Annotated in this window: 14 protein-coding genes; 1 reads left to right on the plus strand and 13 read right to left on the minus strand. The window is 59.0% G+C overall.

Features of this window, described 5'->3' with window-relative positions:
* The coding region (locus AACS24_RS07785; protein ID WP_146181412.1) for a hypothetical protein at positions 1-281 on the minus strand (281 nt) is incomplete at its 3' end.
* A gap of 148 nt (positions 282-429) precedes the next feature.
* Here AACS24_RS07785 and mltF point away from each other — a divergent pair.
* Entirely contained in the window at positions 430-1914 is a 1485-nt protein-coding gene (mltF, locus tag AACS24_RS07790) for a membrane-bound lytic murein transglycosylase MltF (RefSeq protein ID WP_041207429.1), read from the plus strand.
* Positions 1915-2274: 360 nt separating this feature from the next.
* Here the strand turns inward: mltF and AACS24_RS07795 are convergent, their stop codons facing one another.
* From AACS24_RS07795 to pepB (AACS24_RS07850), 12 genes are all read right to left on the minus strand, one after another.
* A complete protein-coding gene (locus tag AACS24_RS07795) occupies positions 2275-2505 on the minus strand; it encodes a zinc ribbon domain-containing protein (protein WP_071910699.1) in 231 nt (76 codons plus the stop codon).
* Between the two features lie 124 nt (positions 2506-2629).
* Positions 2630-4126, minus strand: coding sequence for a ribosome biogenesis GTPase Der (der, locus tag AACS24_RS07800; protein WP_108570600.1), 1497 nt, complete (start codon positions 4124-4126; stop codon positions 2630-2632).
* A 74-nt stretch (positions 4127-4200) separates the two neighbouring features.
* Positions 4201-5385 carry an outer membrane protein assembly factor BamB gene (gene bamB / locus AACS24_RS07805; protein WP_033114512.1) on the minus strand — a complete coding sequence of 395 codons (1185 nt, stop codon included), beginning with the start codon at positions 5383-5385 and terminating at the stop codon, positions 4201-4203.
* On the minus strand, positions 5378-6028 hold the full coding sequence (locus AACS24_RS07810; protein ID WP_033114511.1) for a YfgM family protein: 651 nt from the start codon (positions 6026-6028) through the stop codon (positions 5378-5380). The genes bamB and AACS24_RS07810 overlap by 8 nt, the downstream gene beginning before the upstream one ends.
* 3 nt (positions 6029-6031) lie before the next feature.
* Positions 6032-7309: a histidine--tRNA ligase gene (hisS, locus tag AACS24_RS07815; RefSeq protein ID WP_033114510.1), complete on the minus strand. Its 1278-nt coding sequence runs from the start codon at positions 7307-7309 to the stop codon at positions 6032-6034.
* A 138-nt stretch (positions 7310-7447) separates the two neighbouring features.
* Positions 7448-8563: a flavodoxin-dependent (E)-4-hydroxy-3-methylbut-2-enyl-diphosphate synthase gene (ispG, locus tag AACS24_RS07820; protein WP_033114509.1), complete on the minus strand. Its 1116-nt coding sequence runs from the start codon at positions 8561-8563 to the stop codon at positions 7448-7450.
* A gap of 10 nt (positions 8564-8573) precedes the next feature.
* A complete protein-coding gene (gene rodZ, locus AACS24_RS07825) occupies positions 8574-9539 on the minus strand; it encodes a cytoskeleton protein RodZ (RefSeq protein ID WP_033114508.1) in 966 nt (321 codons plus the stop codon).
* Positions 9529-10320, minus strand: coding sequence for a PilW family type IVa pilus biogenesis/stability lipoprotein TapF (tapF, locus tag AACS24_RS07830; protein WP_108570601.1), 792 nt, complete (start codon positions 10318-10320; stop codon positions 9529-9531). The genes rodZ and tapF overlap by 11 nt, the downstream gene beginning before the upstream one ends.
* A gap of 11 nt (positions 10321-10331) precedes the next feature.
* Positions 10332-11435: a bifunctional tRNA (adenosine(37)-C2)-methyltransferase TrmG/ribosomal RNA large subunit methyltransferase RlmN gene (locus tag AACS24_RS07835; protein WP_033114506.1), complete on the minus strand. Its 1104-nt coding sequence runs from the start codon at positions 11433-11435 to the stop codon at positions 10332-10334.
* A gap of 168 nt (positions 11436-11603) precedes the next feature.
* The gene (gene ndk, locus AACS24_RS07840; RefSeq protein WP_041207423.1) at positions 11604-12032 is read right to left on the minus strand and encodes a nucleoside-diphosphate kinase; all 429 of its coding nucleotides are present in this window, start codon (positions 12030-12032) and stop codon (positions 11604-11606) included.
* A 267-nt stretch (positions 12033-12299) separates the two neighbouring features.
* On the minus strand, positions 12300-13583 hold the full coding sequence (gene pepB, locus AACS24_RS07845; RefSeq protein ID WP_108570602.1) for an aminopeptidase PepB: 1284 nt from the start codon (positions 13581-13583) through the stop codon (positions 12300-12302).
* Positions 13580-14884, minus strand: a complete 1305-nt coding sequence (gene pepB, locus AACS24_RS07850) for an aminopeptidase PepB (protein WP_108570603.1) — start codon at positions 14882-14884, stop codon at positions 13580-13582. The genes pepB (AACS24_RS07845) and pepB (AACS24_RS07850) overlap by 4 nt, the downstream gene beginning before the upstream one ends.
* Between the last annotated feature and the right edge of the window lie 32 nt (positions 14885-14916).

The following is a 14916-nucleotide window of genomic DNA, read 5'->3' on the forward strand; positions in this document are numbered from 1 at the left end:
GCTTTGGAAGACCAGGGGGAGATAGTGCCGGGGCGGGGGGTAACGAGAAACAGCTGACCGCTGGGGGTGTGTTCGGGGATAGTCGGGCCGTAGCGCAGAAGCTGGCCCAAGGTCGCTCGCTCCGGAGGCGACAACGGGCTCGAAAGCTCGGCAAAGTGCACGTATTCGGCATAGACATCCTCTATCTCTACTCCTCTCTCCTGTTTCATCTGCGCAAATCGTTGCAGCAGTTTTTGGACACGAAACTCAGACAGTGCAGGGGCACCACGCAAGATATCCATATGACCTTTCTCACCAAGTTTTGAAGTGGGGGGAATTGAGACGCGCGTATTATAGGGAGCTGGCTCACAGCGGACAAACGTTTTTCTCGTTTTGTGTAGTGTGACTCGGCGCACACTCTCTGGTATAAAGGTGCTTCTTTTTTGACAAATGCCGATTTTTTCAACAAAGGTACTCACCTACTTGCGCTGCATTTTTCGACTATTTATCGGGCTGACGTTGCTGCTGACCCTGGTCGGTTGTGACTTCTACACCCCCTCCAGCCAGCTGGAGCAGATCCGCCAACGGGGCGAGATCCGGGTTGGCACCATCTACGGCCCCACCTCCTATTACCAGCGTGACGACACCGCCCAGGGGTTCGATTACGAGCTGGCGAAAAACTATGCCGACTGGCTGGGGGTCAAACTCACCATAGTGCCGGTTAACAGTTCGGATGAACTGGTAAACCTGCTCAAGAAAGGCAAACTCGATCTGGCTGCGGCCGCCATCATGGTCACCCCGGAGCGACGTCAGCTGTTTCGCTTCGGGCCGGGCTTCTATCAGGTATCCCCCAAACTGGTCTATCGCAACGGCAAGCCAAAGCCGGACTCTCTCGATGATATCAAGGGCAAGCTGGTGGTGGCTGCCGGTTCGACCGGTGAAGATCTGCTCAAGGAGCTCAGCAAGACCAATCCTGACCTCAACTGGAGCGTCAGCAACAGCGCCGATCTGGAAGATCTGCTGAGACAAGTGGTCGAAGGCAAGATTGACTACACGGTGGTGCAGGATACTGTGCTCGCCCGCAGCCAGCGCTACTACCCGGAGCTCACCGAGGGGCTGACCCTGGCCCAAAAGCAGACCGTCGCCTGGGCCATGAGCAAGCTGCCCGATGACAGCCTATATGCCAGCGTCATCGACTTCTTCGGCCAGCGCTTTATGGATGGTGCCATTGCCAAGCTCGACGAGAAGTACTTCGGCCACGTGCAGAACTTCGATTTCGTCGATACCCGCACCTTCCTGCAGCGGGCCAAGAGCCTGCTGCCCAAGTACCAGTCGCTGTTCCAGAACCATGCCAAGAACATCGACTGGCGACTGCTGGCCGCCATCAGCTATCAGGAATCCCACTGGGATCCGCAGGCCCGCTCTTACACCGGTGTGCGCGGCATGATGATGCTGACCGAGCCCACCGCCAAGGCGATGGGGGTCAATGACCGGCTCCATCCGGAAGAGAGCATCAAGGGCGGAGCCCTCTATCTGCAACAGATGATGGAGAAGGTGCCCGACTCGGTGCCCGATGACGAGAAGGTGTGGTTTGCCCTCACCGCCTACAACATAGGTTACGGCCACATGATGGATGCCCGTCGCCTCACCAAGGATCTGGGCAAGAACCCCGATGCCTGGGGCGACGTGAAAGAGGTGCTGCCGCTGCTGCAGCAGGCGCGCTGGCATCGCAAGGTGCGCTACGGCTATGCCCGTGGCGGCGAGGCACGCAACTACGTCAACAACGTGCGCCAGTATTACCAGAGCCTGCTCTGGCTCGACAACGAGAAGCAGCGAGCACAGCAGCGTGAAAACATCGACAACGCCAGCGAACCGGAGCTGGCGGAGCGCCCCACCGTCATCGCCGAGGTGGTCAATCAGATCACCATGCGCTAACAAACTATTATTCGGCTGTTTTCACGCAAACTTCTCTGTTACCATCGAATTACATCGGAGCCTATCCGAAATCGCATTGTTTTCATTATGTTGAGAGATTAAATAACAGCAATTTCGGATGGGCTCCATCAATAACCCAAGGCCCGGATGGCCACCTGAGTTGGGAGGAGACCAAGATGCAAAAACGTAGAAAAATCAGTCTGGTCAGAAAAGCAAAGTGCAGCTGGAGCCCCAGACGCAAACTCAAGCTTAATGACATCAAGCGCAACCTGTGGCGCAGAAATCGGTCCTATACCCTGCTTATCGCAGAGCACACAGCATAAACCCGGCATTAGCCGGGTTTTTTATGCTCTGGATTTTTCAGGCTTGCTGGATGTCGGCACTAAATTGCACCGAGCGCTTTGAGACCAGCGAGTTGCAGTGATTGCAGAAGTAATCGACCGCACCGCATGCCTTGAGCCGCTCCAGCTCCTGATGGCAGGTGGGGCAGAGTGCGGTAACCCGCACAATGGCCTTGCAGTTACCGCAAGTTTGCTCCTTGCTGCGGGTATCCAGTTCGCTCTGGCAGGATGGACAAAGCAGGGCTTCCATAATCAACTCCTCGAAAAGTGGATCTGCCATGGTCTGGCTCCATGGCAGATCCCCCTCCCCTTGCTCCTCACCTTGACATGACGAGGATAACAAAGCGGCTGCCGGTGAGGGCAGCCGCCAGGGCTTATTTCTTCTTCATCTTCAGCAGCCGTTTGCGCTGACGCTCCTGACTCAGGGTCAGGGTATTCTTCTTGCCTTCAAACGGGTTGACCGACTCCTGGAACTCGACCCGGATCGGTGAGCCCATGATCTTGAGGGACTTGCGGAAGTAGTTGATCAGATACCGCTTGTAGGAGTCCGGCAGATCGTTGAGCTGGTTGCCGTGGATCACGATGCGCGGCGGGTTGTAACCACCGGCGTGGGCATATTTCAGTTTGACGCGGCGACCGTTAACCATCGGCGGCTGGTGATCTTCCTGCGCCATCTGCATGATGCGGGTCAGCATGGCGGTACTGGTACGGCGAGTTGCGGACTGGTAAGCCTCCTGAATGGATTCAAACAGGTGACCAACACCGCTGCCGTGCAGGGCGGAGATGAAGTGAACGCGAGCAAAGTCGATGAAGCCCAAACGGCGATCCAGCTCGTTCTTCACATCCTCTTTCACCTTCTGATCCAGACCATCCCACTTGTTCACTACCAGCACCACGGAACGGCCGGTGTTGAGCACGAAGCCGAGAATGCTCAAGTCCTGATCGGTGATGGTCTCCTGAGCGTCGATCACCAGCAGGCAGACGTTGGCATCTTCGATGGCCTTGAGGGTCTTGATGACGGAGAACTTCTCCACCGTCTCGTGCACCTTACCGCGACGGCGCACGCCGGCGGTATCGATGATGACGTACTTCTGCTCGTCACGCTCCATCGGGATGTAGACGGAGTCACGGGTGGTGCCCGGCATGTCATAGACGATGACCCGATCTTCACCCAGCATACGGTTGGTCAGGGTTGATTTGCCGACGTTGGGGCGACCGACGATGGCAAACTTGATCGGCAGATCGGCGAACGGAGTCTCCTTGGTGTCCTCTTTGGTATCGAGTTCACCGGCAGCCACCATGCGCAGCAGGGCTTCTTCGTCGAAGTCCTCTTCTTCCTCGTCCTGCACCTCTTCGTCATCAGCGGCTTCGACCAGCGTCTCCAGGTGAGGAGCCAGTGCCAGCTCCAGCAGGCTCAATACGCCGCGACCGTGGGCAGCCGCCATCTGGTAAACCTCACCCAGCGCCAGACCGTAAAACTCGGAGACAGCGGAGTCACCGTCGATGCCGTCGGTCTTGTTGGCGACCAGAAACACCTTCTTGTGGGTCTTGCGCAGGTGCTCGGCGATGGCCTGATCCGCAGCAGTCAAACCGGCACGAGCATCCACCATGAACAGCACCACATCGGCTTCTTCGATGGCCAGCAGGGACTGCTCGGCCATCTTCAGCTCGATCCCCTCCTCGGTGCCATCGATACCGCCGGTATCGACCACGATAAATTCCAGCTCGCCCAGCTTCGCCTGGCCATATTTACGGTCCCGGGTCAGGCCGGGAAAGTCGGCAACCAGGGCATCCCGGGTACGGGTCAGGCGGTTAAACAGGGTGGATTTCCCCACATTGGGGCGGCCCACCAGGGCAACAACAGGAGTCATAAAAGCCTCATTCTCAAGACGACAAAGGCTCCGGGTCCGAAGACCAGGAGCCGGATATTCAAATTAACGGACGATCAAGGACGCTTTAGCGCGTACAGCTTGCCGCCACGGCTCTGCACATACAGGGTATCGCCATCCACAAGCGGAGCGGCATACAGACCACTGCTGTCGAGCTGCTGCATCGCCTTGATGGTACCGTCGGTACGATCAAGCCAGTACAGGTATCCTTCCACATCACCCACCACCACATAGTCACCGAAGATGACTGGTGCAGTGACGGTACGATTCTCCAGCTGGGTGTTGGACCACAGCTCCAGACCATTGCGACGGTCGATGGCAAACAGGTGGCTGCGACTGTCGGTCAGCACGATGGCATTGCCGGTGATGGCGAGATCGCGATAGCCGGAATACTTGCGCTTCCACACTTCATCGCCGCTCATCAGCTTGCGCGCCATCAACTGGCCATTGTAGGCGATGGCGTAAAGCTCATCACCGGCAATCAGCGGGCTGGCATCGACGTCCACCATACGGTCAAGCTCGGTAGCACCGCGCGGGTCGGCCACCTTGGACTGGCGCACCGGCTGGCCGTTGCTCAGCAGGGCGATGCCCACCTTGCCATCGGCACGGCCATAGATGACGGCGCCATTGGTGATCACCGGGGCGCCGGCACTGCGCAGGGTCAGCGGCGGCTGCTCTTCGGAGAGCGTCCACTGCATCTTGCCCTCGTCGGTGTCGAGCGCAATCAGGCGACCGGAGGTGGTCAGTACCACCACGCGACCATCTTCAACCGCAGGGCTGGCGACCACTTCGCCGGGCACATTGGTCTGCCACAGCACTTCGCCGTTCTCTTCGTTCAGGGCGTAGACCACCCCGTTCTCTGAGCCGAGGAACAGCTTGCCGTAACGGGAGACCAGACCGCCGGAGAGACGGGCGCTGCGCTTGTCGGCGTTGACCGGCAGGTCGGCCAGATCGACCGTCCAGAGGCGATCGCCACTGGCGCGGTCAAAAGCGGTCACATCGCCATCGCGCGCAGCGGCATAGATGCGCTCATCTTCCACTGCCGGCTTGAGCTGGGAGTAGAAGTCACCGATGCCGTCACCGACGGTGGAAGACCACTCGGTATCGGCACTGAAAGCGGATTCGACCTTGGGCAGCGGTGCCATGGGGTTCAAATCCTCTTCCGAGCTGAACAGGGAGCAGCCCTGCAGAGCGAAGGAGACCGCAGCCCCCAGCGCCACCATTTTGAATAGATTACGCATCCGGTGCCTCACCCGTGGTCATGGCCGGCAGGGCCAGATCGTCCATCTTCAACTTGAGCTCCTGGCTGCCCTGCAGGCCGCCGGCATCGGCCGCCGCCTGATAGGCATCGCGAGCCTCCTCAATCTTGCCCTGCTTTTGCAGGATGTCACCGCGCACTTCGGCCACCTGGGCCTTGAAGGCGTCGCTGTTGATCTTGCCGAGCTGGGCCAGCGCGTCATCGGCTTTACCCTGATCGTTCAATACGCGAGCCAGACGCAGTGCAGCGATGGGACGAATGCTCTCGTCACCGCTGGTGGCCACCTGGGTCAGCTGCTCGGCAGCCAGATCCAGCTTGCCTGCCTTGACAGCGGCAGCAGCCAGTTGCAGCGCAGCCAGCTCGCCATAGGAGTCGCCCTTGTTGGCGGAGACAAACTGCTCTGCCTGCTCGAAACCGGCGGCATCGCCTTTAGCCAGCTGGGTAATCACCTGGTTGTAGGCGTGGGAGGAGGCCTCCATGGTCTGTTGCTGGTACTGGTTGTAGTAGCGCCAGCCAAACAGGCCGACCAGACCGATCACGGTACCGGCGATCACCGAGGTCCCGTTCTCTTTCCACCACTCCTTGATAACCTCAACCTGTTGTTCTTCGGTGGTATAAACTTCCACAGCTTACTCTCCTTTGGCTGCCAGCAGGGCAATGGCGGCGTCAACCTTGACGGTCTGTTGCTCAGCCTGACCACGCAGATATTTGATAGTGATCTCCCCGTTTTGCACCTCGGTCTCACCAAGGATCAGGGCGATGGACGCGCCGCTCTTGTCGGCACGCTTGAGTTGTTTCTTGAAGTTGCCGCCGCCGCAGTGGCTCATCAGGCGCAAGTCCGGCAGCGCATCGCGCAGACGCTCGGCCAGCTGGAAGCCAGCCTGCTCGGTCCCCTCGCCCACCATCGCCAGATAGACATCGACCGCCGGGCGGATATCGCCGTTGAGCTCAAGGGTCTCCAGCATCAGCACCAGACGCTCCATACCCATGGCAAAACCGACTGCAGGCGTCGGCTGGCCACCCAGCTGCTCCACCAGACCGTCATAGCGGCCACCGGCACAGACGGTGCCCTGGGCACCCAAGCTGTTGGTCACCCACTCGAACACGGTGAGGTTGTAGTAGTCGAGGCCACGCACCAAACGCTCGTTCACTTCGTACTTGATGCCGGCAGAGTCGAGCAGGCGCTTGAGCCCCTCGAAGTGAGCCAGACTCTCTTCGCCAAGGTGGTCGAACAGACGGGGTGCACCGACCAGCACGGCCTGCACTTTCTCATCCTTGGAATCGAGCACCCGCAGCGGGTTGCTGTACATGCGGCGCTGGCTCTCTTCGTCCAGCTGATCCTTGTACTGCTCCAGATAGGCGACCAGCGCATCGCGGTAAGCGGCACGCTCGGCGCTCTGACCCAGGGTGTTGAGCTGCAGGGTCACATGCTCGCTGATACCGAACAGACGCCACAGGCGGTTGGTCAGCATGATGAGCTCGGCGTCGATATCCGGCCCGTTGATGCCAAACAGCTCGACACCGAACTGGTGGAACTGGCGATAACGGCCCTTTTGGGGACGCTCGTGGCGGAACATGGGGCCCATGTACCACATCCGGCGCTCCTGGTTGTAGAGCAGGCCGTGTTCGATACCGGCGCGGACGCAGCTGGCGGTCCCTTCCGGACGCAGGCTCAGGCTGTCGCCATTGCGATCTTCAAAGGTGTACATCTCTTTTTCGACCACGTCGGTCACTTCACCGATGGCGCGCTTGAACAGATGGGTCTGCTCGACGATCGGCATGCGCACTTCGCTGTAGCCATAGCTGGCAACGACCTGGCGCAGGATCTGTTCAACCTTCTGCCATACCGGGCTCTGCTCCGGCAGGCAATCATTCATACCGCGAATAGCTTGGATCTGTTTTGCCACGTTGATACTCGAGAAAAAGAGGTAAAATTTGGCCGCATTATAGGGATTTTCACCCCCGAGGTAAAATCAGGGAATCCGCAAGCGGGGTGTAAAATCAGTCACCTGGAAAGAGGGCCACCCGAAGTGGCCCCTGTCCGTTCAATCCTTGTCCACCAGGATCCGGTTAACCGGGTCCAGCATGGCGGCGCGGGCACGAATGCGGCGCTCAAGGGTCGGGATGAGATCCTTGTTGTCGAGCCGGTCAACGCGCTGGCCCCCTTCGTAGAAGGCACTCTTGTTGGCCGCACCGGCAAGACCGAGATCGGAAACCAGCGCTTCGCCCGGCCCGTTCACCACACAGCCGATGATGGAGACATCCATCGGGGTAATGATGTCTTCGAGCCGCTCTTCCAGCGCATTGACAGTGCCAATGACGTCGAACTCCTGACGGGAGCAGGAGGGGCAAGCGATGAAGTTGATGCCACGGGAGCGGATCCGCAGGGATTTGAGGATGTCGAAACCGACCTTCACTTCCTCTACCGGATCGGCCGCCAGCGAGATGCGCAGGGTGTCGCCAATACCGTCAGCCAGCAGCATGCCAAGACCAATGGAGGACTTCACCGCACCGGCACGGAAACCGCCCGCTTCGGTGATGCCCAGATGGAGCGGCTGCTCAATTTGCTTGGCCAGCAGGCGGTAGGCACCCACGGCGAGGAATACATCGGAGGCCTTGACGCTCACCTTGAAGTTCTGGAAATCGAGGCGATCGAGATATTCCACGTGACGCATGGCGGACTCCACCAGTGCCTCAGGGGTCGGCTCGCCATACTTCTCCTGAATATCCTTCTCCAGCGACCCGCCATTGACCCCGATGCGGATCGGGATATTGAGGTCACGCGCGCAATCTACAACAGAGCGAACACGCTGCTCGTTGCCGATGTTGCCCGGATTGATGCGCAGGCAATCAGCGCCATACTCGGCCACTTTCAGGGCGATACGATAGTCAAAATGGATATCGGCAACGATGGGAATACGGGTCTGCTGCTTGATCAGCTTGAACGCTTCCGCCGCTTCCATGGTGGGCACGGAAACCCGAACGATATCTGCCCCGACCCGCTCAATCCGCTGGATCTGCTCGACAGTGGCGGCGACATCGGTGGTCTTGGTATTGGTCATGGTCTGCACCGTAATGGGGGCATCGCCCCCTACCGGTACATTGCCAACCATGATCTGCCGTGATTTACGACGAATAATGGGAGATTCGTGTGCGGACATGACGAACAGATTACTCCTGCGGCAGTGAGAAGCGGGCAGTACGGCCGTTGTTGTAACGGCTCATATCAAAGGACTTGCCCTTGTAGTCGAGCTTGACCGCCATCGGCGCGCCAATGATGAACTTCAGGGGCTCGGCACCTTCCAGTACCAGCTCGTCATTTGCCTTCTTCAGACCGCTGAAGAGAGTCTTGCCCTTGGCATCCTTCACATCCAGCCAGCAGTCGGCGGTAAAGCTCATCTTGAGTTGCGGCGCAGTTGCCGGATCAACGGCAGTCTCTTCAGATTCGGTCGCAGTGGCACCGGAGGCGGCAACATCGGCCACAGTGCTGACGGCGCCGCTGGCGTCGGTCAATGCCACGGCAGCAGAAGCCGGAGCCAGGGTGGCAGCCGCGTCGGAAACAGCAGCGGTCGGGGCAACGATGGTCGCTGCCGCGGCAGAGACATCCTGAGCCGGCGCAGTTGCATCATTTGCCACTGCAACGGTTGCGGTGTCGGCAGTTGGCGCTGCGGTGGTACTCATTTCGGTAGCAGCCAGCGCCTCATCCCCGGCGGAGCGGCGCGTCGTGCTCTGCCACCACCAAGCAACGGAGAGCGCAATCAGCACCAGGATCACCAGCCAGGTCACCACTTTCAGACGGCTGTCGCTCGCCTGCTGACGGGAGCGGCGAGAGAAGCTCTGCATGTCGATATTGTCGGGCGGAGTCAGACCCAGCTTGTCGTAGGCGGCAAGAATGGTCTCTTCCGGGATCCCCACCAGCTTGGCGTAGGTGCGCAGATAGCCCCGGATAAAGGTATGAGACGTATGCTTGTCGTACGTATCCGATTCGATAGCGGCAATCAGGGTCAGACGAAGGTGAATGCGGGACGCAACCTGTTCTCGTGTCCAGCCGAGCTGTTCACGGGCGTTGCGCAGCAGCTGGCCTGGGCCCACTGCCTGGGTGTCGTCTTGAAAATCGTGTTGCTGTTCAGTAGTCATTGGCTAAATAACGCTTGGCTTGTTGCGAAGTGGGATATTGCCTTACCAGCTCATTCCCGAATTGGTGGAGTAATGCCGGTTTGTCCATTGCCTGTGCAAGCCGCAATCTCAACCAGAGACTGTCCTCGTTCTCGTCTGACACATCGGCAAAACGGGCGAGGTAGGACTGCACATCAGGCAGCTTGCCATCTTTCATGGAAAGCTCGGCCAAGTCCAGCAATAACCTTGGGTTGCGGGGATTATACCCCAAGGCCAGGCGATAGTACTCGCTTGCTTTATCATTTCTATGATTTTGCTGGGCGCAAAGTGCAGCATTTTCATAGGTATCGGCAATTTTCACGTAGCCTGGCTGAATAACAGCCTGGTTGAACGCCTTGTCAGCCTCGTCATAGCGGCCGCGGTCACACAAAAAGGCGCCATAGTTGTTCATTGCGTCAGCATTGGACGGATCCATGGCGAGGGCGTTCTTGTAGCTGGTCTCTGCCGCCTTGAAATCACCGACCTGTTGATAGAAATAGGCGAAGCCGATCTGAACCGCTGGATTGGAGGGGTCATATTTGAGGGCACGATCAAGATTGAACTTGGCCTGTTCGGCATTGCCCTGCTGCAGATATTGAATACCGAGATCGATGCGGGTCTGGGCCGCCGCCTTCAGATCGGGCCCCGACTCACGCTGGGTGGAGTTCTGGCCAGCGTAAGTGGTCTCGGTCACACAACCTGGCAGCGCACAGAGCGCTGCCACTACCATCAATGTACGTGTATCCATTCCCTGTCTATACAATGGCTTAGCAATTAAACCATTTTGACGGAAATCCCATCCTGTTGCATCCGATTTTTGATGGTGCGCTTGGTGCGGTCAATCACATCGCCTACCAACTGGCCGCAAGCGGCATCAATATCGTCACCACGGGTCTTGCGGACGATCACGGTGAAACCGTACTCCATCAGCACCTTGGAGAAGCGATCGATACGGCTGTTGCTCGGCTTGCCGTAGGGGTTGCCCGGGAAGGGGTTGAACGGGATCAGGTTGATCTTGCTCGGGGTATCTTTGAGCACTTTGGCCAGCTCATGAGCATGCTGCATATCGTCATTGATATGATCGAGCAGCACATACTCGACGGTCACCCGACCACCGTTGGCATTGGATTTGCCCAGATAGCGACGAACCGCAGCGAGGAAGGCCTCGATGTTGTACTTGTCGTTGATCGGCATGATCTCGGAGCGCAACTTGTCGTTCGGTGCGTGCAGAGATATGGCCAGTGCCACGTCGATCTGGTCGCCCAGCATGTCGAGAGCAGGTACCACACCGGAAGTGGAGATGGTGACGCGACGCTTGGAGATGCCAAAACCGTAGTCATCCATCATCAGGCGCATGGCGGGCACCACGTTGGCGAGGTTGAGCAGCGGCTCACCCATCCCCATCATCACCACGTTGGTGATGGGGCGCTTGCCACCCACGACACGGGCAGCACGCCACACCTGACCGATGATCTCGGATACTTTCAGGTTGCGGTTGAAGCCTTGCTGAGCTGTGGAGCAGAACTTGCACTCCAGCGCACAGCCTACCTGGGAGGAGACGCAGAGGGTCGCGCGATCATCTTCCGGGATGTAGACAGTCTCTACTTCCTGATCGCCCACCTGCAGCGCCCACTTGATGGTGCCATCGGAAGAGCGCTGCTCGCGGCTGATCTCGGGCGCCTTGATCTCGGCGATCGCCTTCAGGCGCTCCTTGAGCACCTTGTTGACGTTGGTCATCTGATCGAAATCATCACAACCAAAGTGATAGATCCACTTCATGACCTGATCTGCCCGGAACGGCTTCTCGCCCAGTTCGACGAAGAAGGCACGCATGGCATCCCGATCAAGATCCAGCAGGTTGATTTTTGTTTCGCTCATCAATGGCCTCGGTTCAAACACTTCAATCAATTATTGGCTGACGACGTCAGGGGGCGGCATTGTACAAATTATGGGTGCGGCTTTCCACCTGGAGAATAGAGGGATATTGGCAGAACGACCAAAACAACAAAGGGAGCCGAGGCTCCCTTGGGTCATCATCCACGAAAATCAGCCGCGCGGGCAGATCTCGTTGTCAGAGAAGAAGTAGGCAATTTCACGGGCAGCGGAAGCCGGTGCATCGGAGCCGTGTACGGCGTTGCGATCGATGCTCTCGGCGTAGCAAGCACGCAGGGTACCAGCCAGCGCCTCTTTCGGGTTGGTTGCGCCCATGATTTCACGGTTGCGACGGATGGCATCTTCCCCTTCCAGCACCTGTACCATAACGGGGCCGGAAGTCATAAAGCTGACCAGTGCGTCATAAAAAGGCTTGCCCTGATGTTCGGCATAGAAACCGGCTGCCTGCTCGCTGCTCATCCGCAGCATTTTGGATGCCACCACCTTCAAGCCTGCGCTTTCGAAACGGCTATAGATGGCACCGATCAGGTTCTTGCTGACAGCATCCGGCTTGACGATAGAGAAGGTACGTTCGATGGCCATTGATATCTTTCCTTAACTACAGTGTTTTATTGTTAGAATCCATGTTCGCTGGCGATTATACGTAAACAAAAACCGGAAAAACACACAAACAAGCAACTTTTTATTAAACATCACACCCCTGCATTCAACATTCATACTCATCTTGACCGAGCAGAGCGGGAAAATATGTGCGCTTGCGCACGATAGTCTCCTTAAGCCAGCAAAAAGCCATCTTTTGCTCACTATTCAACCATCGGTAACAAGGCACCCGAAGGTGCCTTGTTATGCTTAAAGTACTTCTGCCTGCAGCGTGTGCGCTATGGTACGCATCCCCAGGGTATTGGCCCCTGGTGCCCACAGGCTATCGCCGTTGTCACTGAAGCAGGCAGCCAGATCTATGTGAAGCCAGCCCTCCCCCTCATTGCCGACGAAACGGGAGAGGAAGCCCGCAGCATTGGAGGCACCACCCGGTCCGCCCCCCTTGACCGGACGGCTGTTAGCCGTGTCGGCATAGTGGGAAGGACACTGCTGGCGGTGCCAGGGCTCCAGCGGCAACGGCCAGGCCGGTTCCTGCTCTGCATCGGCATACGCCATGGCCCGGCTCACCAGCCCCTTGTCCAGGCCGAACAGGGCGTTGTAACGTCCACCCAGCGCCATCACTGCCGCACCGGTCAGGGTCGCGGCATCAATGATCAGCGGCGCACCGGACTCGCTCGCCAGCTGCAGGCCATCCGCCAGCACCAGCCGCCCCTCGGCATCGGTGTTGACGATCTCGACCGTGGTACCGTTCTTGTAGGTGAGGATGTCCCCCAGCTTGTAGGCGTGACCGGAGACCAGGTTCTCGGCGCAGCAGAGGATAAGCTTCACCCGCTTGTCGAGCCCGCGCAGCATGGCCAGCGCCAATGCGCCGGTCACAATGGCTGCACCACCCATGTCACACTTCATGGTGAGCATCCCCTCGGAGCTCTTCATGGAGTAGCCACCGGAGTCAAAGGTGATCCCCTTGCCCACCAGCGCCGCTGCCACCGGCGCCTTGGGATCCCGCCCCGGATTGAAGTCGAGCTCCAGCAGCACCGGTTCGCGTGCGCTGCCACGACCCACCTGATAGAGGCCGACCCAGCCCGCCTGTTGCAGCGCTTCACCCTTGAGAATGCGGTGGCTCACCTTGTCCGGTGCCAGCTCGGTAATAAAGGAGGCGGCTTCAACCGCCAGCTCCAGCGGCCCCAGCTGCTCCGGCGTAGCATTGGTCATCTCCCGCACCCAGCGGCCACAGAGCCAGCGTGCTTCCAGCTCCTCTCTGTCCTCTTCCGAGGACATGGCCCACTGCAATTGCACCTCAGCCTTGGGGGTTTGCAAGCCCTGGGCAAAGGCCCACTGCTGCTCACGCTCCCAATGACCAGCCAGCGTCACTTTCTGGATCCCCTGCTGGCAGAGACGGCGCGCCGCTTGCTGAATATCCAGCAGGGCCTTGGTCGTTGTCAGATGGATCACCATGCCATCAGCGCGGTGCGAAAGCAGCGCCCCCTCCCCCCACTCGGCAGGGGCCAACTCCCGGCTCAACCAGACGTTCATGCGCTCACCTCCTGCAGCCAGCGGGCGATAGTACGCAGGCCATGGCCCTTGGCACCGGTTGCCCACAGATCGTTGCCCGCTTTCTGGTAAGAAGCGGCCAGATCCAGGTGTACCCAGCCCTTGCCCTCATCGCGCACAAAGCGGGAGAGGAAAGCTGCCGCCGTAGTGGCACCAGCAGTCCCTTCAGCCGAAGCGACGTTGCCCAGATCGGCAAAGGCCGAGGTGAGCTGGCCGGCATGCCAAGGCTCCAGCGGCAGTGCCCAAGCCTGCTCGTTTTCCGCTTTGGCGGCGGCCAACGTGCGAGCTTGCTCGGCTTCATCGAGGGCGAACACCGCATTGTAGTCGCGGCCCAGCGCCATCTTGGCCGCACCGGTCAGGGTGGCGGCATCGAGGATATAGGCCGCGCCACTGTCAGAGGCTGCCATCAAACCATCGGCCAGCACCAGACGCCCTTCGGCATCGGTATTCTGGATCTCGACCGAAATGCCGTTCTTGTAGGTGAGGATGTCGCCCAGCTTGAATGCGTGGCCCGAGACCAGGTTCTCGGCGCAGCAGAGGATCAACTTCACCCGCTGGTTCAGACCGCGGCTGATGGCCAGCGCCAGCGCACCGGTCACCATGGCGGCCCCCCCCATATCGGACTTCATCGGCAGCATGTTGTCAGAGGACTTCATGGAGTAGCCACCGGAGTCAAAAGTGATCCCCTTGCCCACCAGCGCAGCAACGACCGGGGCGTTGCGATCACCGGTCGGGTTGTAATCAAGCTCCAGCAGCACCGGCTCGCGCTCGCTGCCACGGCCCACCGACCAGATCCCGATATGGCCCGACTCGCGCAGCGCTTCACCGGCCGTGATGCGAGCGGTCACCTTGTCGCCAGCCAGACCGCGGATCAGCAGCAGCGCCGACTCCGCCAGACTCATGGGGTAGATCTCCTCCGGGGTGCCATTGGTGATCTCGCGTACCCAGCGGGTCGCCTTGAGCAAGCCATCCAGCTCGCGGGCATCCGCGTCGCTCTGCTGGCCGAAATCCAGTTCACGGGCTCCCTTGGCGGCGTAGAAACCCTGAGCAAACGCGTAGCGACGTTCCAGATCCCAATCTTCACCGGCCAGCGCAACCCGCTTGATCCCGCTCGACTCGAGACGACGGGCAGCACGCTGCACGGCGCGTAGCACCTCTTTCTCAATAGAGAGAGCGCCGAGGTGAATAGTGGCTTCATCGCCATTGAAACTGAGCAGGGCACCCTCGCCCCAGTGAGCGGCCGCAGCCTGGGTGGACAACCCTACCTTCATCATGTCAGCCATCTTCTCTTGCTTCCTTTTTTACTGGCACTGTT

Origin of the sequence: Aeromonas sp. HMWF016, from assembly GCF_963878195.1 — a bacterium.
In the GTDB taxonomy this organism is placed as follows: Bacteria; Pseudomonadota; Gammaproteobacteria; order Enterobacterales; family Aeromonadaceae; genus Aeromonas; species Aeromonas lacus.